19 protein-coding genes are annotated in these 25,413 nt (G+C 57.1%); 16 read left to right on the plus strand and 3 right to left on the minus strand.

Annotated features, from left to right (window positions below):
• Position 1 precedes the first annotated feature (1 nt).
• The 13 genes from tpiA (at position 2) to ACGY09_RS12455 (ending at position 14,966) form a co-directional block, all read left to right on the plus strand.
• On the plus strand, positions 2-781 hold the full coding sequence (gene tpiA, locus ACGY09_RS12395) for a triose-phosphate isomerase (RefSeq protein WP_375314951.1): 780 nt from the start codon (positions 2-4) through the stop codon (positions 779-781).
• Between the two features lie 36 nt (positions 782-817).
• The gene (secG, locus tag ACGY09_RS12400; protein ID WP_373649936.1) at positions 818-1,504 is read left to right on the plus strand and encodes a preprotein translocase subunit SecG; all 687 of its coding nucleotides are present in this window, start codon (positions 818-820) and stop codon (positions 1,502-1,504) included.
• A 43-nt stretch (positions 1,505-1,547) separates the two neighbouring features.
• Positions 1,548-2,429 (plus strand): YicC/YloC family endoribonuclease, encoded by an 882-nt coding sequence (locus ACGY09_RS12405; RefSeq protein ID WP_397571744.1) that lies wholly within the window; start codon positions 1,548-1,550, stop codon positions 2,427-2,429.
• 99 nt (positions 2,430-2,528) lie between these two features.
• Entirely contained in the window at positions 2,529-3,119 is a 591-nt protein-coding gene (gene gmk, locus ACGY09_RS12410) for a guanylate kinase (RefSeq protein ID WP_397571745.1), read from the plus strand.
• Between the two features lie 17 nt (positions 3,120-3,136).
• Positions 3,137-3,403, plus strand: a complete 267-nt coding sequence (locus ACGY09_RS12415; RefSeq protein ID WP_373649933.1) for a DNA-directed RNA polymerase subunit omega — start codon at positions 3,137-3,139, stop codon at positions 3,401-3,403.
• A gap of 43 nt (positions 3,404-3,446) precedes the next feature.
• Positions 3,447-3,992: a flavoprotein gene (locus ACGY09_RS12420; RefSeq protein ID WP_397571746.1), complete on the plus strand. Its 546-nt coding sequence runs from the start codon at positions 3,447-3,449 to the stop codon at positions 3,990-3,992.
• Between the two features lie 28 nt (positions 3,993-4,020).
• On the plus strand, positions 4,021-4,647 hold the full coding sequence (locus tag ACGY09_RS12425; protein ID WP_373649931.1) for a phosphopantothenoylcysteine decarboxylase: 627 nt from the start codon (positions 4,021-4,023) through the stop codon (positions 4,645-4,647).
• A gap of 210 nt (positions 4,648-4,857) precedes the next feature.
• Entirely contained in the window at positions 4,858-7,641 is a 2,784-nt protein-coding gene (locus tag ACGY09_RS12430) for a DNA translocase FtsK 4TM domain-containing protein (RefSeq protein WP_397571747.1), read from the plus strand.
• Positions 7,642-7,838: 197 nt separating this feature from the next.
• Positions 7,839-8,477 carry an RsmD family RNA methyltransferase gene (locus tag ACGY09_RS12435; RefSeq protein WP_373649929.1) on the plus strand — a complete coding sequence of 213 codons (639 nt, stop codon included), beginning with the start codon at positions 7,839-7,841 and terminating at the stop codon, positions 8,475-8,477.
• A gap of 290 nt (positions 8,478-8,767) precedes the next feature.
• Entirely contained in the window at positions 8,768-9,541 is a 774-nt protein-coding gene (locus tag ACGY09_RS12440) for an OB-fold nucleic acid binding domain-containing protein (protein ID WP_397571748.1), read from the plus strand.
• Positions 9,542-9,869: 328 nt separating this feature from the next.
• On the plus strand, positions 9,870-10,523 hold the full coding sequence (locus ACGY09_RS12445; RefSeq protein WP_397571749.1) for a response regulator transcription factor: 654 nt from the start codon (positions 9,870-9,872) through the stop codon (positions 10,521-10,523).
• On the plus strand, positions 10,507-12,042 hold the full coding sequence (locus tag ACGY09_RS12450; RefSeq protein WP_397571750.1) for an ATP-binding protein: 1,536 nt from the start codon (positions 10,507-10,509) through the stop codon (positions 12,040-12,042). Before ACGY09_RS12445 ends, ACGY09_RS12450 begins: the two co-directional genes overlap by 17 nt.
• A gap of 941 nt (positions 12,043-12,983) precedes the next feature.
• Complete coding sequence (locus ACGY09_RS12455) at positions 12,984-14,966, plus strand: FG-GAP repeat domain-containing protein (protein WP_397571751.1); 1,983 nt, start codon at positions 12,984-12,986, stop codon at positions 14,964-14,966.
• A 611-nt stretch (positions 14,967-15,577) separates the two neighbouring features.
• Here ACGY09_RS12455 and ACGY09_RS12460 read toward each other — a convergent pair.
• A complete protein-coding gene (locus ACGY09_RS12460) occupies positions 15,578-16,372 on the minus strand; it encodes a DUF1080 domain-containing protein (RefSeq protein WP_397571752.1) in 795 nt (264 codons plus the stop codon).
• 512 nt (positions 16,373-16,884) lie between these two features.
• On the opposite strand from ACGY09_RS12460, the gene ACGY09_RS12465 reads away from it, so the two are divergent.
• Entirely contained in the window at positions 16,885-17,700 is an 816-nt protein-coding gene (locus tag ACGY09_RS12465) for a sensor histidine kinase (protein WP_373649923.1), read from the plus strand.
• A 152-nt stretch (positions 17,701-17,852) separates the two neighbouring features.
• On the opposite strand, the gene ACGY09_RS12470 is transcribed toward ACGY09_RS12465, so the two are convergent.
• The gene (locus ACGY09_RS12470) at positions 17,853-18,533 is read right to left on the minus strand and encodes a class I SAM-dependent methyltransferase (RefSeq protein WP_397571753.1); all 681 of its coding nucleotides are present in this window, start codon (positions 18,531-18,533) and stop codon (positions 17,853-17,855) included.
• Positions 18,534-19,596: 1,063 nt separating this feature from the next.
• On the opposite strand from ACGY09_RS12470, the gene ACGY09_RS12475 reads away from it, so the two are divergent.
• Entirely contained in the window at positions 19,597-19,842 is a 246-nt protein-coding gene (locus tag ACGY09_RS12475) for a carbon storage regulator (RefSeq protein WP_373649921.1), read from the plus strand.
• Positions 19,843-19,949: 107 nt separating this feature from the next.
• Positions 19,950-21,749, plus strand: a complete 1,800-nt coding sequence (locus tag ACGY09_RS12480) for a S41 family peptidase (RefSeq protein ID WP_397571754.1) — start codon at positions 19,950-19,952, stop codon at positions 21,747-21,749.
• Between the two features lie 258 nt (positions 21,750-22,007).
• On the opposite strand, the gene ACGY09_RS12485 is transcribed toward ACGY09_RS12480, so the two are convergent.
• Positions 22,008-25,067, minus strand: a complete 3,060-nt coding sequence (locus ACGY09_RS12485; protein ID WP_397571755.1) for a hypothetical protein — start codon at positions 25,065-25,067, stop codon at positions 22,008-22,010.
• Positions 25,068-25,413 lie beyond the last annotated feature (346 nt).

Genomic DNA, 25,413 nt, shown 5'->3' on the forward strand with positions numbered 1-25,413 from the left:
TTTGACACGGTCGCTATTTATCGTCGGCAACTGGAAAATGAACACGACTTTGCAGTCGGGCCAGTCGCTCGCCGCCGAAATCGTTCAGGGTCTCGCCGGTGGCTCCACAGGCGTTGAAGTTGGCGTCTGCCCACCTGCACCTTACCTGCTGCCCATCGCTGAAAAGCTGCGTGGCTCCAGCGTCGCACTTGGCGCCCAGAACGTGTCACCGGAGAAGCCAGGGGCATTCACGGGCGAGCAGGCCATTGAAATGCTGTTGGATGTCGGGTGCCAATGGGTTATCCTCGGGCACAGTGAGCGTCGTCAGTTCTTTGGCGACACTGACGAAGTCATTAACAAGAAAGTCACTGCCGCCCTCGAACGAGGCCTGAAAGTCATTTTCTGTATTGGCGAGATGCTGGAAGACCGTCAGACAAACCGCACGGAAGCGGTCCTGGAAACGCAATTGACGAAGGGACTTCTCGGACTGTCACCACAGCAGATGGCGAACGTCGTCATCGCTTATGAGCCAGTCTGGGCCATTGGAACGGGTGTGACCGCTTCTCCTGAACAGGCCGAAGAGACTCACGCTTACATTCGCAACTGGCTCACACAGCGCTTCGGTGCCGAAGTTGCCAACGCCACCCGAATTCAGTACGGCGGAAGTGTCAAAGGCGACAACGCGAAAGAATTGCTCGCAAAGCCAAATATTGACGGAGCATTGGTGGGAGGGGCCAGCTTGAAGGCCGACCAGTTTCTTTCCATCGTCCGCGCCGCAAATGAGGTCGCGAAAGCCTGTTGAGAGTTCTGTTTCGATTGATGGAAAGTTAGCTGTCAAATGATCGTTTTTTCCTACGTGCTGATGACCCTGCTGATGCTTTTGGGCCTGTTTCTCATCGCCCTGATCCTGCTCCAACGGGGACGAGGTGGTGGATTGGCAGGTGCCTTCGGAGGCATGGGGGGCCAGAGCGCTTTCGGTACCAAGGCAGGTGACGTTTTCACCAGGATCACGATCGGTGTCGCAGCCGCCTGGATTCTCTTCTGCGCCGGCGGCGTGATCGCGCTGCAGAATTCCTCCGCTCAGCGGGCGACGGCCTTCGCCGATCCCGCTGACGTCAAGGCCCAGGACGAAGCCCGACAGAAGCAGTTGGACAACCTGCGATCACAACAGTCCGGCCAGCAGGACGACGACCTGAAGCTGCCTGAAGACACCACCACGACCGAGCCGGCTCCAAAGCAGGATGCGGCACCAGAATCGTCCGTACCCCCAACGAAGCCAGAAGAACCCGCGCCAACCAAGCCGGAAGAGCCTGCTCCAACCAACCCGGAACCTGCTGCAGAGAAAGGGGAAGCCGAACCGGCAGCTCCTGAAGCAGCAGAAGCGAAGCCCGAAGAGCCTGCTCCAACAACCCCTGAACCAGCGCCGGAAAAGCAACCCGAGCCTCAACCGGAAGCGACGCCTGAAGAACCTAAGTCACCCGAAGAGCCCAAGACGGAACAACCGGACGCCGAAGCGCCACAGTAAGCGTTGTTTGCGACAGATCGAGATCTTTTGACAGGTGAAGTTCGTGCTGCTGAGTATGACGGGATACGGCGAAGCCATTGTTCAGAACGAACTGGCGTTCTGTCGTGTCGAAATTCGAAGCGTCAACAATCGTCACTTCAAGTTGGCACTTCGCTGTCCTGACGGGTTCCTGCAGCACGAGTCGGATTTTGAGCGACTGCTACGCGAATCAATCTCGCGCGGGTCGGTCCATCTGTCCGTAAAGATCGATCAGATTGGCGATATCCAGGGCCCGCGGCTGAATTCGCAGCTCCTGAAGACTTACTGGCGACAACTGAACGAAGTCTGCCAGGAACTCTCCGTCGCTGCTCCCGAACCGGCTCAGTTGCTTAATCTGCCCGGCGTCCTGCGAGAAGACAGCTACGACAGCGACACCGTCGAACGACTGTGGCCTCTGGTGGAGCAGGCCGTGACGGCCGCGGCCACCCACCTGCAGGAGTTCCGCAGGAAAGAAGGAAGCACGACCGCCAGTGAGCTGGCACAGCTTCTGGAGAGGATCGAAGAGGTTCTTGGCCAGGTCGTCGAAATGGCCCCTCAAGTCGCCCGCGACTACCACGAGAAGCTGGTGCAGCGAACTCGCGAGTTGCTCGCCGGGACTGACGTCAATATCGAGCCGTCTGACGTCCTGCGGGAAGTCGCACTCTATGCGGACCGCTGTGATATCCATGAAGAAATCACGCGGTTGCGGAGTCATATGAGTCAGTTCCGGTCGCTGATCGACACAGGCACGTCACCCGGTCGGAAACTGGACTTCCTTTGCCAGGAAATGTTCCGGGAAGTGAATACGATTGGCTCCAAAGCCAACCATATCGGATTGTCACATTCGGCCGTTGATCTCAAGTCGAGCATCGAACGTATCCGAGAGATCGTTCAGAATGTCGAGTGACGGTCGTTCGACGTGGTCTTATCGAATTGGCAATTGACTGAAAGTCGCTGAGAATTGACACAGTTGCAGTATCGCGAATCCCCGATGGTGGCTGAAACAATGTCGCAACCAGCGCCAGAACCAAAAAAGTTTCAACTTCTGGTGTTGTCGGGCCCCAGTGGCAGCGGCAAAACAACCATCGTGGAACGATTGGTCGCTGAATCGCCGGTCCCTCTGGTGAAGATGATTTCCGCAACCACCCGACCACAGCGCAAGGGTGAGGTTGACGGGGTTGCCTATTATTTCCTGACGCCGGAAGAATTTGAACGTCGCCGCGCTGAAGATGCGTTTCTGGAAACGGCCGAGGTGTTTGGGGCAGGGTACTGGTACGGCACCTTGAGGTCCGAACTTCAACGTGCCAGAGAGGCCAACGGCTGGGCGTTTCTGGAGGTGGATGTCGAGGGTGCATTTAAGATCATCGATGTGTATCCCGATGCGTTGACGATTTTCGTGCAGCCTCCGTCCCTGGAAATTTGTGAACAACGACTTCGCTCGCGAGCAACCGACTCGGAAGAAACGATCCAGCGCCGGCTGCGGAAGGTGCACCAAGAGCTAGCATTGGCAGACCGATACTGTTATCAAGTAGTGAACGATGACCTTGACCGTGCCGTGGATGAGATCAAATCCATCATTGTCAAGAACGCGATTTAATCTAACTGGAATTCGATATGCTGGACGAACTGAAAGAAGAAGAGATCGTTAAGAAGGTCGGCGGACGTTTCAAGTTGTCATCGCTGATCCAGAAACGCATGGTTGTCCTCAACCGTGGTACTCGTCCGCTCGTGGAAACCCAGAGCAAGAACGCGATGGAAATCGTCGTTCAGGAAATCATTCAGGACAAAATCTACCTGGATGCCAGTGGTGCTGTGATGACCCGCGGGGACGAAAACCGGGAACGCCACTTCTCCAGCGGACCGTCACTGGACGACATGTAAGCCCTGACGGGTCTCTTGATATCCAATCGAGGTCGCGCCGACGATGAAGGGCCGCGAAATATTGCTGGGGGTGACCGGCGGGATCGCCGCGTATAAATCAGCCGATCTCTGCAGCAAGCTGGTCCAGGTGGGGAGCCATGTGTCAGTCGTCATGACTCACTCCGCCTCCCAGTTCATCGGTGCGACCACGTTTGAAGCGCTGACCGGACGCCCGGTCTACACGGGCTCATTCGACCCGGTCGAACACTATCGCGGCGAGCATATCGGTCTGGCCCAACGTGCCGAACTGTTTGTCGTGGCGCCGGCGACCGCACATTTCCTCGCCCAGGCAGCAGGAGGTTTCGCCGGCGACCTGCTTTCCACCCTCGTCCTCACCGCGACCTGCCCACTGCTGCTCGCCCCCGCCATGAATTGCGAAATGTGGGAGAAGAAAGCCGTTCAGCGGAATGTCACCCAGCTTCGTGAAGACGGAGCGAACTTTGTGGCCCCGGGATCGGGTTGGTTGAGCTGCGGTCAGGTTGGCGCCGGCCGTATGGCCGAGCCGGCCGAAATCCTGGCGGCGATCACGAAACTCCTCGAATCTGCGTGAGCCTGAAGCGGCTCAAGAATTGAGACTCATGCGAATCCTGATCACCGCTGGCCCCACCCGCGAATACCTCGACGACGTCCGATACCTCTCCAATGCCAGCAGCGGACGCATGGGATACGCGATCGCCGAAGCGATCGTGGCAGCAGGCCACGAAGCAGTGCTCGTCACGGGCCCTGTGACATTGACTCCCCCTGAAGGCTGCGAAACCCACAACGTTGAGACGACAGAACAACTGCTCAACACGTGCAACCGCCTGTTCGGTGACTGCGACGGGGTCATTGCCACCGCAGCCGTTTGCGACTATCGCCCGCGTGAACGCTTCCAGGGGAAACTCGCCAAGACGGGGGTCTCGCTCGAGCTGGAACTGGTGGAAACCGCCGACGTCCTGGCCGAACTCGGGATGAACAAAGGAAGCCGCTGGATTGTCGGGTTCGCACTCGAATCAGACGAGTTTGCTCACATCAACGCACTTCGCAAGCTGAAACACAAGAACTGCGACGCCATCGTCCTCAACCGTCCCACCGCAATTGGTTCGATGAACAACGAGATCGAAATCATCGACAAATCCGGCAAAGGCGTCGCGAACTACTCCGGCTCCAAGACCGACGTCGCCAGCCAGCTCTGGCAATGGATCGCGGCTCATCTGACAAGCTGAAGCCCCGCAGATCCCTACCAACCGCTCTGATCCATCCCCTTTTTGGGGAAAGACGCCGCCGAACGTTCACTTTTTTCAACGGCGCTGCGAAACCCGTGCTACGTTTCTCTGTGGACTCTGTTTATTCAGTGGCTTCACCAGGGATGAGACGGCTGACGATTCGCCTGTCGAAACGCGTTCACAAGGTGAAGAACCGCTCTGGGAGGAACAATGATCGATTACGGGCGGCTCAGAACCGACCTGCTGGCGCTCGCCTTACTGGCGACGACGGTCTTTGTCGGCTTGAGCCTGGTCAGCCATCACCCGGCTGATCCTCCCGCTCACATCGTCTACCCCACCCATAACCCGCCGATGAATCTCTGCGGAGCGACGGGTGCTCTCCTCTCTCACACCCTGATCAATGCCTTTGGGGCCGGAGCGTATGTCGTTCTGGTCGTGCTTGTCATTCTGGACGTCCGGCTGTTCGCGCGAGACGTCTACAAGGATCCGCTCACACGTCTGTGCGGTGCGATCCTGATCATGTTCAGCGTGTGCGCGCTCTCCCAGTGGTATCTTCCCGTTCCCCTGTCCGGTTCGATGACCGGAAATGGGGGCTACGTCGGTGCATGGAGCACCATTCTGCTCGATCAGCAATTCTCCCGGGTGGGCAGCCTGATCATGATCGCCACCGCGATCGTCGCAGGGGTCATGCTGACCGGAGAACAGCGTCTTTGCTGGACAATCCTCTCGCTGTGCGCCTTGCCCATCACGATGTGGAGTCGCCTGGCGTTCGGAAAAGGCCCTCGAAAGTCCGCCAAACCTGCCCCACCGAAGGTTGCCACCTCCAGTCCAGTGGAAGCGGCCGAGCCCGTCAGCAAGGTTGTTGCGACCCCGGAACGGGTGACTTCGCCTGAACCGACGATTGAACCTGCTGCGAATCTTTCGAAGCCGGACGAACCGCGGTCGGATGATTCTACGGCTGAGAACGTGGCGACAGACTCGCATGTCGTGGTCAGCGACGGCAACTTGTCGCCTGAGGCCCTGGCGGCGATCGTCAGCATGATCTCTAATCCTGCGAACGAGCTCTCCCAAGAAAGCGAGACCGCAGCGACCGACGACACGTTGGCTCCAGACACCGAGGAGCCCGTCTCAGAGATCAGCGACGAACCTGACGCCGCCGCTCCGTCCGACAAGCCCTCGCTGCGACAGCGGTTCTTCAGCCCGTGGCGAAAGAAGGAAACAGACGCCACGTCCGAACAGGAGACTCCTGCGCCGACCGCCGAGGTGGAGCCCCTTTCCGAAACACTCGACTCCCGCGAGGACGAATCCTTTGCAGACCACTCTTTCGAAGAAGACCTTCCTGAGGGGGATTCTCTGATCGATGACGACGCCCCTGCGCCGAAGTCGTTTACGCTTTCGCCCGATCGATCGCCAATTCGGGTCAACCCGCCGATCGGGATGAACGCACGTGTCTCGGAGTCAGAAGCCGAGGCGGCATTGAGCGGACCGTATAGCCTGCCGGACATCTCGATTCTGGATGACGCCGAAGCATTCCCCTACGACACGCTGGCCTCCAAAGCCAAGATTGCAGCCGCGACACTGGAGAAGACGTTCCAGGAATTTGGCCTGAATATCAAGGTCGTCGAAATCGACACCGGCCCCGTGATCACACAATTCGAACTGGAACTTGAAAAAGGTCTGCGCCTGTCAAAAGTGACCTCACTGGCCGACGATCTGGCGATCGCCCTGCGCGTCTCGTCCGTGCGTGTGATTGCCCCGATTCCGGGCAAAAACACCGTCGGGGTCGAGGTCCCGAATGCCGTGCGTGTCATGGTACGACTGAAAGAGCTCATCACGTCATCGGCTGCAGACATCGAGTCGAAAGCGCTTCCCATGTTTTTGGGGAAGGATGCCAGCGGCAAGCCACTGGTTGTGGACATGTGCAAGATGCCTCACCTGTTGATCGCCGGTCGTACCGGGACAGGCAAGAGCGTTTGTCTGAACACGCTGATCGTCTCGATGTTGATGACCCGCAGCCCCGACCAGGTCAAGATGCTGATGATCGACCCCAAGATGGTCGAACTGAGCCCCTACAGCCGCATCCCGCACCTGATGCATCCGGTGATCACTGACATGAAGAAGGCCGAAGCCGTGCTGGGCTGGGCCGTCGACAAGATGGAAGAACGTTACCAGTTGCTGTCCGCCGTCGGGGTGCGCCATATCGACTCCTACAACAAGCTGGGCCGCGAAAAGATTCTGGCCAAGATGGGGCTTGAGGAAGGTACTCCTGAAGCGGAAATGGTCCCTGACTTCATTCCTTACATCGTCATCGTCGCCGACGAAATGGCTGACATGATGATGACCTCAGGGAAAGACGTCGAAGGGCACATCATCCGGTTGGCACAAAAGTCCCGAGCCGTGGGCATCCATCTGGTCCTCGCGACCCAGAAGCCGACCGTCGACGTCATCACGGGCCTGATCAAGTCAAACCTGCCAGCCCGTATCTCGTTCCAGGTTGCCAGCCGTATGGACAGCCGTGTGGTGCTGGACGAAATGGGCGCCGACAAGTTGCTGGGTAAAGGAGACATGCTCTACATGGCTCCGGAAACCAGCTCGCTCCAACGGGCTCAGGGAACTTACGTCAGCGACGAAGAAGTCGAAAAAGTGATTGAGTTCTTCGCCGATCAGGAACCTCAGTACGACGAAGAACTTGTCAAACTGAAGGCGGCTTCGTCTGGCAAAGGTGGTAAAGGGAGTGGATCGAGCGAACCACGCGAACGCGATGACGTCTATGACGACGCCGTGGAAGTTGTCATCCGGGAAGGCCGGGGAAGCGTTTCGCTGCTGCAGCGAGCCCTGGGCGTTGGCTATGGTCGTGGCGCACGGCTGATCGACTGGATGGCCGAGGATGGGATTGTCGGTGGTTACAACGGCAGCCAGGCCCGGGAAGTCGTCATGACCATGGATGAATGGGAAGAGCTCAAGGAATCCCGCATGGCTTCGGGCCGCAGGTAGGATTTCCCGTTCGGACGGAATCGAGGTAATCGGCGAACCGCTGTACCACGCCGCGTGTCGCTGGCGGAACGGCGAGCCGGGAGGAAAACCTCCCTGGCAGCCCCCGCTCGATCCCCGCCCCGGCAGTGTCCCCCGAATTGGGACAGAAATGCCAATCTGCTATACTCGCCCTTTTCGATCCTCCCGAAAGTGCATGCATGCGAATTATTGCCGGACAGTTTCGTCGACGAACGCTTCTCACCAACCCTGGAATGACGACCCGCCCGATCATTGACCGGGCGAAGGTCATGCTGTTTGACCACATCCGGCACCGACTTCCGGGAAGCAGGGTTCTCGACGTTTACTCGGGGACGGGCACACTGGGGCTGGAATCACTCAGCCGTGGAGCGGCCAGCGTCGTCTTCTGCGAGCAGGATCATCGGGCTCATGAACTGCTGGTCAAGAATGTCGAGAGCCTCAAGGTGACCGACCGGACCCTCTGCTGGCGTGTCGACTGTCTCCGCTGTTCCTTCAAAGCACAGGGGAAAGACTGGTATCCGTACAACGTTATCTTTTTCGATCCCCCCTACTTCATGATCGAAAAAGACCTGCACCCCGGGAAGCTGCTGTATCGATCACTCGATCGACTGACGCGCCGCGAGCTGACCAGCGACGACGCATTGCTGGTACTCAGAACCCCTTGCGATGCCAAATTCATCATGCCGCTCGCCTGGGAAACAACCCAGGTCCTGACCATCGCCAGCATGGACATCCACCTGATGCGAAAGCGGATGGACCTGATTCCCGCCATTCCGTCGGAGCATGAGGAAAGCGACGAGACCATCGATCCTGCCTGAACTCGACTCCCGCACGTACGCTCCTTGGACGACCTGTCGACCTGGAACCGGTTCCAGGCAGTGGCAAAATAGACTGGCCTTCCGTCGATTCAGCAGCAGTCTTTGACGACCTCCGAAAGCCTCTCATTATCGCAACCTACTCACACTCAAACCTTACTGGAATGATAATCATTGACTTTAGGCCGGCTTAATCTTGTGCGCCTATCGTGATGATTGAGTACTGCGACATCGCTTATGTCCAGCGTGGACCTGAGCGGTGTCGGGATTGCATCATGAGAGGCTGATACATAATGAAATGCACAAATCGGCTGGCGTTGACTCTGTTTGCGGGATTGGGAATCAGCGGTCTTGGGCTACTTCCATTGGTAACGGGCCAGGAAACGAAACCGCCGGGGAGCGAAGCAGTGAAAGAAAGATCAAAAACTGTTACGGGCCGCGTCAAAAGTTACGTGAAGAACGGTCGAGGCGACGTCGACGGTCTTCTGCTCGAGGACGGAACCAAAGTTCATTTTCCGCCGCACGTGGGAGATGAGGTTCAGAAAATCGTCTCCCCCGACAGCCAGGTGAAAGTTTACGGACATGACCACACGACCCCCAAAGGGGAAGCCGTCTTCCGTGCTGAGCGGATCGAGAGCGGGAATTCGAAGATCGAAATTGATGAACCAGCACCACCCCGTGGCCCACGTCCGCCCCACGGCCCACGGCGCGAGGCCGAACGACCCATGTCGGCCGCCGGAAAAATCCGGGACTTTCATAAAAACAAGCACGGTGATGTCGACGGGTTCGCTCTCGAGGAGGGCACGGAAGTTAAGCTTCCCCCACACCTGGGCGAGGAGTTACAAGCCCTCGCGAAAGTCGGAGACGAGGTGAAGGTCGAAGGCCGCCGACACGAGACTCCGAAGGGAGACATCCACCTTCATGCCGACCGAATTACCTCGTCAGCGACCGGAAAAATCCTCGAACGCGACGAACCCGGGCGCCACGAACATGCGCCACCTTTCGCTGAAATCCTCGAAGAGCTGAGGGCAATTCGCAGATTGCTCGAAGCCAATCAGAAGCCATAAGGTAATTGCGATCTCATTGGCAACTTCTCCATTTCAGTGATTCACCTCGGGACGGACACATGTGTCGCAGGACTTCTATATCTCGACGTCCTATCCTGCCGTCGAGAATGTCCATGCGAAAGCCATGTGGCCGTCCCTGTTCATCATCTACTTTCCTTCGCGATTCTTTCGGCGTGATTGCGAAATAAACTCCCCGAGCGGCTCTCATGGGACAAGTCCATTGAGTCACGTGAGGAGAGTCGTCCATTCTGACGACCAAAACATGGCATGGCATTTGCCTTGTTTCGTGCGGCAATTCGATGAGCTCTGCCAAGGAGAGGAACGCAGCGTGCGAGTTCTTGTCATAGAAGATGAACCCAACATCCGCCGGCTATTGCGAGAGATTCTGGAAGAATCGGGTTACTGTGTCGACGTCGCTGTCGATGGGCACGAAGGGTTATCGAAGGCGGTGACGTGGCCCTATGACGCCGTGATTCTGGATCTTCTTCTCCCGCAAATGGACGGGTGGGAGCTGCTCGAATCCCTCCGTGAAACGCATAATACTCCGGTCTTGATCCTCTCCGCCCGGGATGCGCTTTCGGATCGCGTGCTGGGTCTGGATCTGGGTGCGGACGATTACCTGGCCAAACCATTCGAAAGAGTGGAGTTATTAGCGAGACTGCGAGCACTGATTCGCCGCTCCGCCGGTCAATCGCAGTCGACAATCTCGCTGGAGGATCTGGTCGTCGACCTGCGAGGTCGACGCGTCCTGCGGGATGAAGTCGATCTACAACTGACGGCACGCGAATTTTCGGTACTGGAGTATCTGGTACTCCATCGCGGACGCGTGGTCTCTCGTAATGAAATCACAGATCACCTGTTAGATGAATCGGACAACAGCATTTCAAATTCGCTGGATGTCCACATCTCGAACTTACGCAAAAAGCTTGGCCGGGACGTCATTGCCACCCGGCGGGGACAGGGTTATGTCGTCACCCAGTAATCCATCGGAACGTGAGCCACTCGCAATATCGCCCCCCCCTGTTTCTCACTCTTCGCCACTTCCCGACCGAACCAGTCCCGGCGCTGGCGCTGCAACCTCATCGGCGGCCCTCACTTCAATAGCAACCCAACCACACGAGGGGCACAGGTCGCGATCGATTCGAACCGATCTGGTTCTCTCACAATTGATCCTGTTGTCGCTGCTGGTCTTGGTGTACGGGGGGTCGATCTACTGGCTCGTCAGACAGGCCACCCATCGCCAGGTAGAAGCCGACCTTCTCGGCGCCGCACAACTCCTTTCACAGGACCTTCAGAAGCACGATCAGCTCTCATCGCTGAGAATCGCGAGGACGTACCGGCACCGCTTCGGTCCGGCCCCTCGTGATCATGCCTACTTTGCTGTCTGGGATCGGGACGGCGAGTATATCGGGGGGACAATGCCTCACCCTCCGTTTGCTGCCCCCGTGAAGGATCCGTCGTCTCTGACCGGCCCCCGCCCCTACCTCACTCGAATGCACGGGCCCCATGCAGAAATCGTCGTCACCGGCCCCCGCGGTGAGCAAGTCCTGGTCGGACGTCCCATGGCAAAAGAGAACGATGAACTGCGTCGACTCCTGATCGGAGTCACAACGTTCGGAGTTGTGGCACTGGCAGTGGGAGTCGCCGGCGCCTGGTGGTTGGCCCGACGGATCTGCCTCCCTCTGGAACGAATCACTTCCACGGCCGAGCAAATTTCGTCGCGCCAGTTGAACCAGCGACTCAACTCACCCGCCACATCCAGCGAAGTCGGACGGCTCAGCCGCGTGATCAACACCATGCTGGACCGACTGCAACAAGCCTTCGAGAGGCAGGTCAGGTTTACAGCCGATGCTTCTCATGAACTGCGCACGCCAGTCGCCGTCATCCTGACTCAGGCGGAACACACTCTGTCTCGGCCTCGCAGTTCCGCAGACTATCGCAGCGCCCTGGAAACCTGTGTCGCTGCGGCCGGGCGAATGAAGCAACTGATTGATGGCCTCATGCTTCTCGCCCGATCCGACATGGGCCAGCTTGAACTAAGGCAGATTTCCCTCGATCTGGGGGAGATTGTGAAAGAAGTCGTGACGCTGCTGGAACCCCTTGCGGTCGAGCGATCGATCCAACTCACAACGGACTGGCAACCTGCACGCGTTTACGGAGATCCCCTGCGTCTGAACCAGGTTGCAACAAATCTCATCACTAATGCAATTCGCTATAACCGACCAAACGGGACGGTCCACGTCTCGGTCTTCCCCAAGGATGACCAGGCCTGGCTTGTCGTTTCTGATTCGGGAATTGGCATCTCTGAGGCAGATCACCCGCACATGCTGGAACCCTTCTTTCGAAGCGACCGTGCTCGCACCTTTGATGACAACCAGGGGACGGGTCTGGGATTGAGTATCGCCAGCGAGATCATCTCGGCCCACGGTGGGACGCTGGAAATTCAGTCTCAGCCTGATTGCGGAACTCAGGTCGTCGCCAGGTTCCCGCGACAAGCTTAACTGTGGGCAAGCTTAACTGTGGGATCGTGAGCCAATTCGGCTTTCATGGTGCCCCAATCTGAAAGTGGAATTTCCACACAGATCGCCTCCGCTTCCAACCACCGGGATGTTGCACTGATCCGTTAATTGCGCCGCTCATCGTTAACGTCTTTTCCCGACAATCGCAGATTCCGAGCGGAACGTCGTCATCGGCCGACACGCAACTTTGCAGTGCAGGCAACCCACGAAGCCTCCGACCCGGCAGCAGAACAGGAGGGCGTTATTCTCAACCCGTCACAACGACTTCATAACGACACTTACTCTTGACGCATTTTTCTGTTTTCATTAAAGAAGATCAGGAACAATCGGCGAAGGGGATCGATTGCGGGCTTTGCCTGGCAGAATTGGTTCCTGAGACCAGTTTTTTCTGTCCGTACCAATCAGCCGCTTTCGGGCTCGACGTGAAAGGCGAAATCCTCATGCAACCGATCCGAACAGAGTTGCCCGGACACACAGCGGCACAATCCTGCTGCGGAATCGTTCGGTCGATTAGATGCTCAACATGCTCAAGATGCTCACGCTTGAGCATCTAATTGAAACCCCTGCGAAACAGGGATTTGGACGATTAGGTGCTCAAGGTGCTCACGAATCTGCAGCGCGCATTTCAATGGCATCCGAAAAACGAGAATCGAACCGTGTCGATTCTCTGGAATGACATCCGACACCCGTATGAGTCTCAGAGACGGTAGCGAATTCCCAAAGAGGGGCTTAAATCGTCCCAGCGGGTTATCACGGGACTTGTGGCGGAGTACGATGTCGCGGGATTTGAAAAGGTTTCTTCTCAAGTGCAGTTTCCCGCCGGGGTTGTGGCTCGTCAACTTCGACGGAAGCCTCTCCGGATCCAGCCGCAACCATTCCTCCTCACCCTTGAGCGCCGTCGAACAGTGGAAAGCCTACGATTGATGAAGTCCTCGCTGTCGCTGCTGTGCCTGTTGTTGTTCCCGTATGTCGCCTGCGGTCAGGGGCTCACCAGGCTCCCTTACAACCACCCCGGCTTGCAGGTGGACCTGGGTGTCGGACTCTGGGCCTGGCCCGTTCCTTGCGATGCCGATGGCGACGGGGATTACGACCTGATCGTCTCGTGCCCCGACAAACCTTCCAACGGGGTCTGGCTGTTCATCAACGACTCGGGCGATACCTCAGTCAATAAAATGCCCACCTTCCGCCCCGCGACCCGGCTGAGTTCCACAGTGCACTATGTCATGCCCAGCTACGTTGACGGGAAGCTGTATGTTCTCACCCCCGGATTTTCCTACCCCCATTTCCTGACACGAGGGCTGCAAGATCGATTGCCGCTTCCCGTCCCGGCGAACTTCTATCGCCCCGCCTGGAATCAGCCCAAAGGCCCCAAAGTTCGACACAATCAGTGGCGATACGTCGACTTCGACGGCGATGGGGCACTCGACCTCGTCACGGGGATCGAAGACTGGAGCGAGTACGGTTGGGACGACGCCTTTAATGCTCAAGGGGAATGGACCAATGGTCCGTTGCACGGTTTCGTCCTGCTGCTCCGTAACGAAGGAACGACCGAGGAACCAAAGTACGCCAGCCCCGTCAAAATCATGGCGGGAGACAAACCGATCGATGTGTTCGGCTGTCCGTCGCCCAACTTCGGCGACTTTGACCAGGATGGCGATCTGGATTTGATCTGCGGCGAATTCCTGGACGGATTCACCTATTTTGAAAACACCGGGACACGCACGGAACCCGTCTACGCCCCCGGTCTTCCTTTGCTTCAAGCGGATGAATCGCCACTCAAGATGGACCTGGAGATGATCGTTCCGGTCGCCTTCGACTGGGACAAGGATGGTGACCTGGATCTGATCGTCGGCGACGAAGATGGCCGAGTCGCGTTCGTCGAAAACGTCACTCCTGAAGTTCGACCGGAACAGGAAGCGAAACCCACGACGGGCCACATGCCCCTCTTCGCCGCTCCTCGCTACTTCCAGCAGGAAGCCGACACGCTCAAATGTGGTGCTCTGGCAACCCCATTCGCCATCGACTGGGACGCTGATGGAGACATCGACATCATCTCTGGAAACACAGCCGGCTATATCGAGATTTTTGAGAACCTGAGCGGTCGTGGGGTCGAACAACCAAAGTGGGCCGCTCCACGTCGACTGCAGGTCAACTCTAAGGTCTTCCGCGTGATGGCGGGTCCCAATGGAAGCATCCAGGGTCCGGCAGAAGCCAAATGGGGATACACCACACTCAACGTCGCGGACTGGGATGGAGATGGCCTGAACGACATCCTCTTCAATTCCATTCTTGGCCGGGTGCAGTGGTTGAAAAACATGGGAACGCGGGAAGTTCCCGAGTTCACCGAGGCGACCCCAGTCACAGTCGAATGGACGGACGGCCCCCGCAAACCGGCATGGACCTGGTGGGAGCCGGAAGGGAATGCGCTGGTGACTCAATGGCGAACAACACCGGTCGTACACGACTTCACAGGAGACGGTCTCCCTGACCTGGCAATGCTCGATCACGAAGGATTTTTCGTCCTGTTTGAACGAACTCGGCGGGACGGTGCCCTCGTCCTGTTGGCTCCGCGCCGATTGTTCACCGACAGGGACGGGAAGCCGCTTCAATTCAACAATCGCACGGCAGGAGGGAGCGGCCGTCGCAAGCTGGCCGTCGTCGACTGGGACGGAGATGGAAACCTCGACATCCTGCTGAATTCGACCAACGCAGATCTTTACCGGGGCCTGGGGCAGGTGGACGGCCAGTGGCGGTTTGAGCATATCGGGTCACTCGCCCAGCAAAACATCGAAGGTCACGATGTCAGTCCAGCCATCGTCGACTTCAACGCGGACGGGATCCCGGATTTTCTGGGCGGAGCCGAAGACGGCCGCTTTTACTACTTACGGAATCCCCGCACGCGGTAGTTTTGTTGTCACACGAGAGCAGGGGAATCGAGACAAGAAATGCCACTGCTCTGCAGTCTTCGGAAGAGCAGTCCCTTCTGATGCCAGTTCCCTATCAGTCTCTGGCTGGTGATCGGGAGGGACAGGTCGTTTTGAAGAGTGCACTGCACGACCGAAGACGGTCGTACAGTGGCATCAGAATTCGACATTCCACGGATATGAAATTTGTGCAGGGGATCTGAAACAAGACATGCCACTGCTCTGCAGTCTTCGGAAGAGCAGTCCCTTCTGACACCAGTTCCCTATCAGACTCTGGCTGACGATCGGGAGGGCCGGTCGTTTTGAAGAGTGCACTGCACGACCGAAGACGGTCGTACAGTGGCATCGGAGTTCGATATTCCACGGATATGAAATTTGTGCAGGGGATCTGAGACAAGACATGCCACTGCTCTGCAGTCTTCGGAAGAGCAGTCCCTTCAGATACCAGTTCCCTATCAGTCTCTGGCTGGCGATTGGGAAGGGCCGGTCGTTTTTTGAAGAGCGCACTGCACGACCGAAGACGGTCGTACAGTGGCATCGGAATTCAGATTGTCATCGGGAACTGACCGTCGTACTGACCAATTCCCTGATGCTTACTCGATGGGTTTTTCGTTCCCTTTGTCGTCACGCAGGAATGGCTTCTTCACCGCCTTACCGACAACGGGTTTTGTTTCGCGGATCCAGATGTTTCGGAAGCGGACCGGGTTTCCGTGATCCTGCAGGCGGATCGGAAGACGATCAGCGTGCTTGGTATAGGCCGGAGGACGATGGAAAGGAGTATCTCCCTTCAGCTCGAAGTGGTTCAGGATCAGAACCCCATTGTGCAGCGCCGTGATATAGGCGGGCGATGCCAGTGCACCATCTTCTTTGAAGCGAGGAGCCGTCCAGATGATGTCATAGATGTTCCACGTGCCAGGAGCACGAGTCACATTCACCTGCGGCGGGGTCTGCTTGTAGATGGCTCCTGCCTGACCATCGGAATAGGTCTTGTTGTCGTAGGAATCGAGCACCTGAAGCTCGTAGGTATCCATCAAAAAGATTCCGCTGTTGCCCCGTCCCTGACCGCTTCCCACAGCGGGTGTCGGAGCAGACCACTCGATGTGGAGCTGGCAGTCACCGAAGGACTCTTTTGTGCGGACATCACCTTTGCCGCTGACCATCGCACCGTTGTCGATCTTCCAGTTCTCGGCCCCCTGCCAGGCTGAAAGATCTTTACCGTTGAAAAGGATGACCGCGTCCGACGGAGCCCCACCGTTCTCACCCGGGACAACCAGAGCCGGTTCTTTCCATTCGATTCCATTGAGATACTCATCAGCGTGACCGCAGACGGAGACACCCAGGACCGATGTCAGAAAAGCCAGACCATTCACCCATTTCAAATTGCGCATCGTTTATTTTTCCTGTTGAAGCCAAGTTTGATGTCACCAACGTCGCACGTTCTGCCCTTGCGATGTTCGCTTGTGATTCCGTTGCCGTCTCTGTTCAAGCCTCGACTCGCGCCATGGCAGGATCTGCTGCCCCGCACTTAACTCCATCGAAAGCTTTCCGCCTTCACTTCGATCGCCAGGAGACCATCCACGTGAACTGCGGTCATCGGGTCAGCCTAATCTTGAATGGAATCCGTCTGCAACCTGTGCGATTGGACATGGAATCGACGCTCGCCTGTCCAACACAGCCACAGACGACACATCCTCCCTGAATTACCTGCCTGTCACAACTTCAGCACGCGGAATCCCGTTCTCATTCCGAATGACTGACAACACGCCGCCGACTCATCGGCATGAAGTCGACTCGTCGCGGTTTCCGATACACCACATGAGAGCGATTGCGGGTTCACAATCTGTCCGCGTCAACGTGTCGTCTGAAATTGATTGTGTGTTCATTCAAGGTAATTTCCGACATGAAGGCCACCCCACCCGAATTCGACGAACGACGGGCAGCCGCAAAAATTGCCGAACTGCAGCAGCAGATTCAGTCACTGCAACAGCAACTGCTGCAGGCACAGAAGATGAGCTCCGTCGGGGCTCTGGCCTCCTCGATCACGCATGAGTTCAACAACATTCTGATGACGGTGATCAACTATGCGAAGATGGGCGTGCGGCATAAAGATCCGGCCATTCGTGACAAATCGTTCGAGAAGATTCTGGCGGCAGGCCATCGTGCATCAAAGATCACGACCGGAATGCTGTCCTACGCACGTCAGCAGAGTGACCGTCGAGAACCGATGGATCTGGTCCCGCTGGTCGAAGACGTGCTGGTGCTTGTCGAGAAGGATCTGCAGCGGTACCGGATTCGCCTGACAACTCAATTTGACGATCACCCGATTGCTGCGGTGAACTCGGGTCAGGTCCAGCAGGTGGTGCTGAACCTGATCGTGAATGCACGGCAGGCCATGGAGCAGGGAGGAAACCTGACGATTGCAGTCCGCCAGAATCGCGAGCTGGGTCAGGCGGAAATCAGTATCAAAGACAGCGGCTGCGGTATCCCACCCGAGAAGCTGCGACGGATTTTTGAGCCGTTCTTCACGACGAAGACAGCCGACGATCAAGGGCAGGGGGGGACCGGCCTGGGACTTTCGCTGGCCCAGAAAGTGATGGAAGCGCACGGCGGCCGGATCCGAGTCGAAAGTGCCGTCGGGTCGGGAACGATGTTCACACTGAAGTTCCCCCTGGTCGCATCGACCGTCAAAGCGGCAGCAGGTTCCGTCGCGAGCTGAAGCCTGGGGAGATGGAGTCTCCCGGGCAGGTACTCGTAGTTGAGATGTGGCAGCAGAGAATGATCATGTTCCCGGATGTGGTCGGTTGATCCTCGAATCCGTTCAGGGGTCTCAGCGAGGGAAACGCAGTCAGCACACCACTTCCCATGCCGTTAAGATTTGCGACAGCAGATCGTCCAGTGTCGGTCACTGGTCAGTTTCACTGAATTGGCATCGACACCCAGTTCCTGAAGGATGGCAGCGACTTCGTCCAACGTGAGTGCTGCGTGAAGCGATTCACGAAACATCCGCTGCTGGTGCTCATTTGAGTCCCCCGCGTAGGTGAGAACGAGTTTCTCAACAGCTTCGATCGAGGCGGGTCGCACCAGATCCCGAACGAAGAGCAGCCCCCCGGGTTTGAGGACTCGCCAGAGTTCCGCCAGCACTTTGCCGGGGTCCGGGATATGGTGGACAATGCTGTTAGACATCACAGCATCGTAGGTAGCCTCGGGCTCGGGCAGTTGTTTGCAGTCCCGCAACACGACATTGATCGAAGCCGACAAATCCGCGGCCTGAACATTCCTCCGCGCGACGGCCAGCATTGATTCGGCCAGATCACTGGCTGTCACGTTTCCAGCAAAGCCTTGCTGCATCAATTCAATCGGGATCAATGCCGTTCCCGTCCCCGCGTCGAAGACGTGGATGCCGCTGGTATCAGCAACTCCAAAGCGATGGAGCGATGACAGAAAATCCTCGACGAAGATACGGTTCACCTGGCTATGATCCATCTGATCATAGTCCCTGGCTTCCGCCTCCGAGTCCATGACTTCGGGCTCGAGAGTTCGTTCCAGCATAATGTCACTTTCTGTGTTCGCGATGAATGGGCCGCATCGAGCTCTCATAAGGTAACGACTTTGCAGGTGTTAAAGACAGCATGTCCACAATCGCATCAGACTCGGATTTCAGGCATAGTGACAAGAGGATGCGAGACAATTCCCTCAACGGATTCAGGAATTAGATGTGATTCTTAGACAGTTCGAATCGCCCGGCTTGAACAGACGACGGCGAAAATTGTCGACGAATGAGCCACGGACCGACCTCAGTATCGAACCACGGAAAGACCTTCTCAGACGGGATACCGACACTTAGATCAGCTTCTCAGGGGACGTCGATATGTACCGGGATTATCAATCGGAACACCCTTCACGATCGAGACTGACGCGAGTCGATGTCGTCATCGCGGTCGGCCTCTTCGTGCTGATCGAACTTGTCTTATTCCCCGGAGTTAATGACAGAAGGGGCCCGCGTCCAAAATTTCAATGCGTGAATAATCTCCCAAACATCGCTCTCGCTCATCTGAATTCTGCTTCAGCGACGGACGGGTGTACGTCCAGCTTCTGACACCTGCTGGCAGTCGCCATGGAGAAAACAAGCCGAATGTATCTCAGTACTGAGTAAGCCGCTGTTCTCACGACCTTCGCCCAGCAGTTGCTCCAGGGGACGTCGCCACTTCAAGAGTACCCCTCCCGATCCGAGAGTCCCCTCCTCGGCAGCTTCTGCACTCGCGCGAGGTAAAGGCCCTCCTGGATGACAAGACTCCCGTAGCGGATCGAATACGGTGGCTGAGTAAAATCTTGAACCCAAATGCTGCAAAAAGGGATTTTCGTAAGAATTACACCCTCGCTTCGATTTACTGGCATGGGTTACACGAATCCGGCGGCGGATGTTGCCGTTCCGATCCGTTTGAGCTGATTTTCAAGGGAAAAACGCCTCTGATTCACCGTTCGAGACCGCTATTGACACTAACGACGAGTTTGGCACGGCGGGTGCTTTACTAGCCTTTCGTTGAACGACGGATTCGCCAAGGGAGGCGAATGACGAGTTCAGGCTAATACTGCAAGAATGGGAGTCGATGCCATGTTAGTGCTGACGCGAAAACGAGACGAGTTCATCAAGATTGGTTCCGACATCGTGATCCGCGTAATGAGGACCAGCAAAGGGTCCGTCAAGTTGGGGATCGAGGCCCCCGCTTCAGTCCGCGTCCTGCGAGGGGAAGTCGTTCCTGTCGAAACGCCTGCGGAAGCCACGCTTGTTGCTGATAGCGATGACGGTGAAGAATCGTACGATATCGCTGAACTGGAAGCGTTGCTGGTGTGCAACTGAGTCTACTCGATGGACGGTATGGACTATTCAGGAGCGATGAGACGGCACGAGGCTCATGTGACGTTGCCTTGGTCTTCATCGCAAGAATTCAATCAGGAGGTCTGTTCATGCGTTTGCCAATTCCCGCTTCCATCGCGTCAGTTCTCGCACTGACTTTCAGCTTGTCGCTTCCCGCGACAGCACAGGTACAGAATGGATGTTCCCGCTGTGCTGCCCCCCCTGTACGAGGCGTTATCAACCGAGGCACCGCCCCGTCGAATGACGTGGCGACACGCTCTCGCACAGACCGTCTGCGGGTTCAGGATGCTCCTCCCATCACCTCACCCTATTACCCCAGCGACCCGAATCTGGATCAGGAGGAAGGGGGACTTTTCTCGCCTCTCACTCGCAGCAGCCCGTCGCTGATTCCGACAGAATCGGCTGAGCCTGTTGCGACCCAGAAACGTCAGCCCCCACCTTCGAATACCCCCGACCAGACTGCCCCTACTCAACCGTCAATCGCAGATAAGATACGACAGCGTTACTCGGATCCACGCGTTCTGCGGATGCTTGAGCAGCTAACCTCTCAAGGAACGGAATCCTTCTACGCTGAGGTTTCGCAATTGATTGACGAACGACACATCACGCCGGCCAGTTATGCCCGCCGGGTGGATGGAGCACTCAATCATCTGTCCCACGCGCTCGAGGTTCCTGCCTTCATCAAAGCGGCACAGGTCCAGGGATCGGGAGAAGCGGTGGAAAAGTTTCGCGACGATCTGGAGCGGATCCGAAGTCAGGCCAAAGTACGAAGTACCAGCGATGCCATCATGGTGATGAGAGACGTCCAGAAGCAGGCAGCCCGGTCAATTAAGATGAACCCTTCCGCCGTGGGACTCGAATTCCTCTATGGTGCAACGGATAGTCTGGACCAGTTCTCAATGCTGTTGCCGCCGGAAAAGAATGGAGGACCGAGCGTAGGACTGAACGAAAACATTGTGGGGATCGGGGTCGAAATTGAATCCCATCCGAAAGGTCTGCGGATCTTGAAGCTGCTGCAGGGGGGGCCCGCAGAACAAGCGGACTTTCGCCGGGGAGACGTGATTACCCATGTCGATGGAAAGGATCTGAAGTCGCTCGACCTGCAACAGGCCGTCGACCTGATCGTCGGCCCTGTCGGCAGCCCGATCCAGATTCAGGCCTCGCGAGGAGACCGCTCGGGCAAAGTGACACTCACCCGCCAGAAGATCGTCTTCCACAGTGTCGTCGATGTTCGAATGGAGGACGAAAATCAGGGAATTGGCTACCTGAAACTGGAACAGTTTGCAGATTCCACGATGGACGAAATCGATGCCGCACTGCTGAAACTTCACAAGCAGGGGATGAAGTCACTGATTATGGACCTGCGAGGCAATCCCGGGGGACTACTGACAACAGCAATCGCGCTTTCGGATAAGTTCCTTCCTTCGGGAACGATCGTCGAAACGCGTGGCCGGACTCGAGCAGATAACTCCCGAGAAGTCGCTCAGTATGCGAATACGTGGAGTGTCCCTCTGGTCGTGCTGATCGACCATAACAGTGCGAGTGCCAGCGAGATCTTTGCAGCGGCGATTCAAGAAAACCATCGAGGTGTCATCATCGGAGAAACCTCTTACGGAAAGGGCACCGTTCAGACGCTGTTTCCGCTCCAGTCGGTTCCTGCCGCACTGCGGCTGACCACCGCCAAGTTCTATAGTCCGGATGGACGGGAGATGGCAGGAGCAGGTGTGACGCCCGATTTCAAAGTGGCGACCAAGTCGACGGAAGATCAGGAACAGGACGAAGTGCTGAAAGAGGGGATCCGACAGATCCAGGACTTCCGAACCAAGATCATGGCCGAGCGATTGCGACGATCCAGCAGCACAGCTCCCGTCACCCACGTTGCCGCATGAAGCGGCAGAAACGAATGAATGATTCTCAAATCGGACAAGGGATAGCCGATGTCTATTGATACAACCAAGGACGGACCAAGAGGTCCGTCCTTGATGCATTTTCTCTGGGGCAAAGGGGCCCGGGTGATGTCGAAGACGGGGAAGCTCTCCTGCAGGTAACGCGACTCATGACTGTCTGCCATCGCCCTCTTTGAGCACGATCGCACACAGCCATGATCTGGCGAGGCTCAAGGCCTCGTCACGACAGAGGCGGGAAATTCACACCTGACCGAAACGGAGTTCGATGTCGACGATTTCAAACGCCGTCAAATCAATCAGCACGGCATCCCCCTCAATCCGAAGTTCCGAGAGGGTCTCGCCCCGGAAGTCTCGCTTGCGGGCGAACGTTGGCTGCCGGAAGCAGCGCAGCTTGACCGGTTTCGACAATCCTTCGGTTTCGATCAACCGAATCGCGAAACCCGGATCATTCGGCACGCTCGTGTGTTCGAACTGTTCCAATGGCGAAGGAGGGGTTTTGTCGGTTTCGACCGGCAGCAGACGGGTCATCTGCACGTGTCGGGAATCCAGATGGAAGAACCACCCCGTCGCTCCTGTTCGAGGGGGTCCGACTTCGGTCGGCACCACGGGTGCGGGAGTCAGCTCGTTCCAGGCCGCTTCAAGCGGGTACAGGGCATCGATGGCGATCGTAAACTTAAATTTGCGGACGGTATCTCCTGCAACGAGCAGCAGCGAATCCACCATTCGATCCCCGGTCTTGCGATGAAAAGCGAGACCATGCGGGACAATCGTCATGCGTTCGTCTTCCGAAGCGACTTCGATGTAGTCGGACGTTTCGAATCTTTCGCCAGCAAAGTTCTGTGCCGAATGGTAGATACTGCGGGTCACCACCGCAGTACTGTCACTCCAGGCGAACCGCGATGCAAAGTAGTTGTTCCACGGATCCCCCTCGGGCATGACCACGTCGGTCAGTTCCACCTCAATGTCGACCGTGGGACGAGTGCGCCAGACACGGACCGTTTGCCGGTACGCTGCCAAACGCTGCGATTTGGCTTGATCGATAATTTCACCAAAGGTGACGATCTCGCCACATGCCGTGCCGCTGCGAACCACTTCGTGCCCCAGACATCGCATTTCCGCGTACTGCGACTTGGTGGTCTCGCCCGGTTGGTCGACGACGGGAATGGCCCGCTCCCGAGGAAACCGAAACGACAACTGCTGGCTGACCCGTTTTGCTCGCTGGTTATGCAGCCGCACATGCGCGATTCCACCTGTTCGCTCATTGATCGCGACTTCAAAGTGATCATTACGAAGCAGCCAGTCTTCGGCGAGAGGTTGCTTGGGCAAAGCGGGGCGGGGCGACTGCGAGGCCTCGGGAATCCAGGCGTATCCATTGCCAGGAACCTCAACGACACAGGCCGTCAGTTCGGGATGAGCCGGATTGAACTCGATCGCCTTGACGGGCCCCGAGATGGGTGGTGGAGACTTAATACCGGGCAGTGGAACGACAACCCGACGTGTGAAGGAGAGGGGATTGAGAACAAGGAATCCCCGTTCTCCCGTGGCCCCATGCATGATAATCCGCGCGAGTCGCCGGGCACCCCCGTTTTGCGCCTCAAGCAGGTCCGATTCGAGTTGCTCTGCCGTGGAGAATTCCCGATCCAGCAGCGCAGACTCGAGTCGCGTTTCGACCTCCTGGCCGAATTGAACATCAATGGGACGATTCATCAGCGCATCTGCGGCGGCATGACACCACGCTGTCGCATCCCACTGCCGGCGAAGCCTGTTATGCAGCGTGTACCGTTGAATCGGATCCTTCTCACGTCGCGCGACGTGCTGAATCAGGATCGGCGAAAAGTACTCGTTCGGCTTATGAGTACTATGCTGACCGGGAAGTTCGGTCTCTTCGAAGAAGCGATCAAACGAGATAAAACGGCCCAGACACGGGGCGTACTTCTGCGAACGCCGCAGGTCGTGGTACCAGGGTGCTTCGATATCAGGCCAGCGGGCCAGAATCAGACCGGCAACGTGATCCTGATCCATGGACTCAGCCATTCGCGCGGGGAATCGCAGGTAACTGGAGGCCCCCTCTGCAGCCAGCGGAATACGGCTGAAGGCGTCGATCAGGGTCCCATCAACACCACGCCAGCGGAGTTTGGTGTACTCGGCATCCGGGTAAATTCCATCATCCAGGACCACATGCATGGCTGCCAGGAAGCCCGACTTCACCAGGATCTGAGGCAAAAGTGGTGTCAATCCAAAGCGGCGCCGTCCCCACACAGTGGGAGAACGACCGACCAGAGACAGCCATTCGCTTCGTCCCCGCTCCAGATGATAGAGGAGACTTTCAAGCGGAAGCAGTGGCAGGGAGGCCTCCTCGTCCTCGCCACCGAGGACGCTGATTCGACCGGCATTCCAAGCGGAAGAGAGTTCCGTCGCCAGCCCTGGGGTCTTTTCACAGATCGCCTTCAGGTCCTGCGAGGTGGCCAGCAGACTCCAGGGGATCGATTGTCGGGCGTCTTCCACCAGAGGTGCACTCTCGACGTCGGGAACTGCCAGACAGAGGTCGAGCAAGTAACATTCGACGGGGTAGAAGCGTTCACGCGCTTCCAGCAGCATCTCGAAGCAACCCGAAAGATGAGCTTCGGCCGTTTCCCGATCCTCGGCGATGGCGGCTTTCGCTCCGGCGTGGGCTCGCTGGAAAAATCGAGTTTCGTCGATATTTCCGAACTGCCTCATTTTGCGAGTCAGGATTTCGACGAGCAGCCAACAGGTCCCCAGAGCCATGAAATCGGCGGCCAGATCATCGAACAGCGGCGTCGCGAGGTCTGTATTTTCCGATTCCAATACCGGGAGCTGCGAATCAGGCTCTCCGGCCAACCCAACCCCCGCACCACTCAATGGGATCTCAGGAGCCGGGTCCGAGAAGGCCTCTACCGGAAGTTCTCCTGCATTCTCCCCGTCCGCGGCACGGTCCTCCGTCGATTTGTCGATGGCTGTCAGGGCGACTTTCAACATTTCCGATCGTTCAGACAACCCCGAAACGACGGTCGTCCCGGCCTTGCGGGCATCATCGATCCAACTGCAGGGAAGCCAGTCTGCAGAGACCGTCGGGACGATGACCAATTGTCCCGAACCGGGAATCGGCGGATCATCCGCGCGACGCCAGCGAGGCATTTCCCCCGTCCAGGCCAGCAGCCGAGGATGAAACGCGATTGCGAAGGCGTTGAGCAGGCTCGCCGCCAGGTCGTCCGTCTGTTCAGTCGGGAAGTCGTCGAGACTGTGACTCGGAATCAAAATCTGAATATCAGGAGAATGCATGGATCGTCAGTTACGTTCAAAGTTAATGGTCGTGCCGGAATGCGTCATTCCGGTTCAATAAACTCTTCTGTACGGCCCGATCTCGTGTCGGCGCGAAATCAAACAGCGGCTCGATGACCTTGATGGCGGTGACAAGGGAAGCCCGATGATATCCAGCGAGGAACACGACAGGTAGGAACGAAACCACCAGGTTTTACCTTCTGTACTGATCTAACAAGCCTTCCCGCAGGTCAAGATCGTGCCGGAAACACCGTACAATCGGGGAGAGGTGCGTCCTTTTGAGCCGATCCCGTGAAAAAGTTCTGATTTTCGGCCCAATTGCCGCCGTCAAGTTCTTTGAAATTCC

This window comes from Schlesneria sphaerica, assembly GCF_044336245.1.
Taxonomy (GTDB): domain Bacteria; phylum Planctomycetota; class Planctomycetia; order Planctomycetales; family Planctomycetaceae; genus Schlesneria; species Schlesneria sphaerica.

Excerpts from the sequence above, each read along its gene's own strand:
- ACGY09_RS12485 (WP_397571755.1), bottom strand. The coding sequence starts at position 25,067 with ATGCATTCTCCTGATATTCAGATTTTGATTCCGAGTCACAGTCTCGAC.
- ACGY09_RS12470 (WP_397571753.1), bottom strand. The coding sequence starts at position 18,533 with ATGCTGGAACGAACTCTCGAGCCCGAAGTCATGGACTCGGAGGCGGAA.
- ACGY09_RS12415 (WP_373649933.1), top strand. The coding sequence starts at position 3,137 with ATGCTGGACGAACTGAAAGAAGAAGAGATCGTTAAGAAGGTCGGCGGA.
- secG (WP_373649936.1), top strand. The coding sequence starts at position 818 with ATGATCGTTTTTTCCTACGTGCTGATGACCCTGCTGATGCTTTTGGGC.
- ACGY09_RS12480 (WP_397571754.1), top strand. The coding sequence starts at position 19,950 with ATGCGTTTGCCAATTCCCGCTTCCATCGCGTCAGTTCTCGCACTGACT.
- ACGY09_RS12420 (WP_397571746.1), top strand. The coding sequence starts at position 3,447 with ATGAAGGGCCGCGAAATATTGCTGGGGGTGACCGGCGGGATCGCCGCG.
- ACGY09_RS12455 (WP_397571751.1), top strand. The coding sequence starts at position 12,984 with ATGAAGTCCTCGCTGTCGCTGCTGTGCCTGTTGTTGTTCCCGTATGTC.
- ACGY09_RS12450 (WP_397571750.1), top strand. The coding sequence starts at position 10,507 with ATGTCGTCACCCAGTAATCCATCGGAACGTGAGCCACTCGCAATATCG.
- ACGY09_RS12465 (WP_373649923.1), top strand. The coding sequence starts at position 16,885 with ATGAAGGCCACCCCACCCGAATTCGACGAACGACGGGCAGCCGCAAAA.
- ACGY09_RS12440 (WP_397571748.1), top strand. The coding sequence starts at position 8,768 with ATGAAATGCACAAATCGGCTGGCGTTGACTCTGTTTGCGGGATTGGGA.
- ACGY09_RS12425 (WP_373649931.1), top strand. The coding sequence starts at position 4,021 with ATGCGAATCCTGATCACCGCTGGCCCCACCCGCGAATACCTCGACGAC.
- ACGY09_RS12475 (WP_373649921.1), top strand. The coding sequence starts at position 19,597 with ATGTTAGTGCTGACGCGAAAACGAGACGAGTTCATCAAGATTGGTTCC.
- gmk (WP_397571745.1), top strand. The coding sequence starts at position 2,529 with ATGTCGCAACCAGCGCCAGAACCAAAAAAGTTTCAACTTCTGGTGTTG.
- ACGY09_RS12435 (WP_373649929.1), top strand. The coding sequence starts at position 7,839 with ATGCGAATTATTGCCGGACAGTTTCGTCGACGAACGCTTCTCACCAAC.
- ACGY09_RS12430 (WP_397571747.1), top strand. The coding sequence starts at position 4,858 with ATGATCGATTACGGGCGGCTCAGAACCGACCTGCTGGCGCTCGCCTTA.
- ACGY09_RS12460 (WP_397571752.1), bottom strand. The coding sequence starts at position 16,372 with ATGCGCAATTTGAAATGGGTGAATGGTCTGGCTTTTCTGACATCGGTC.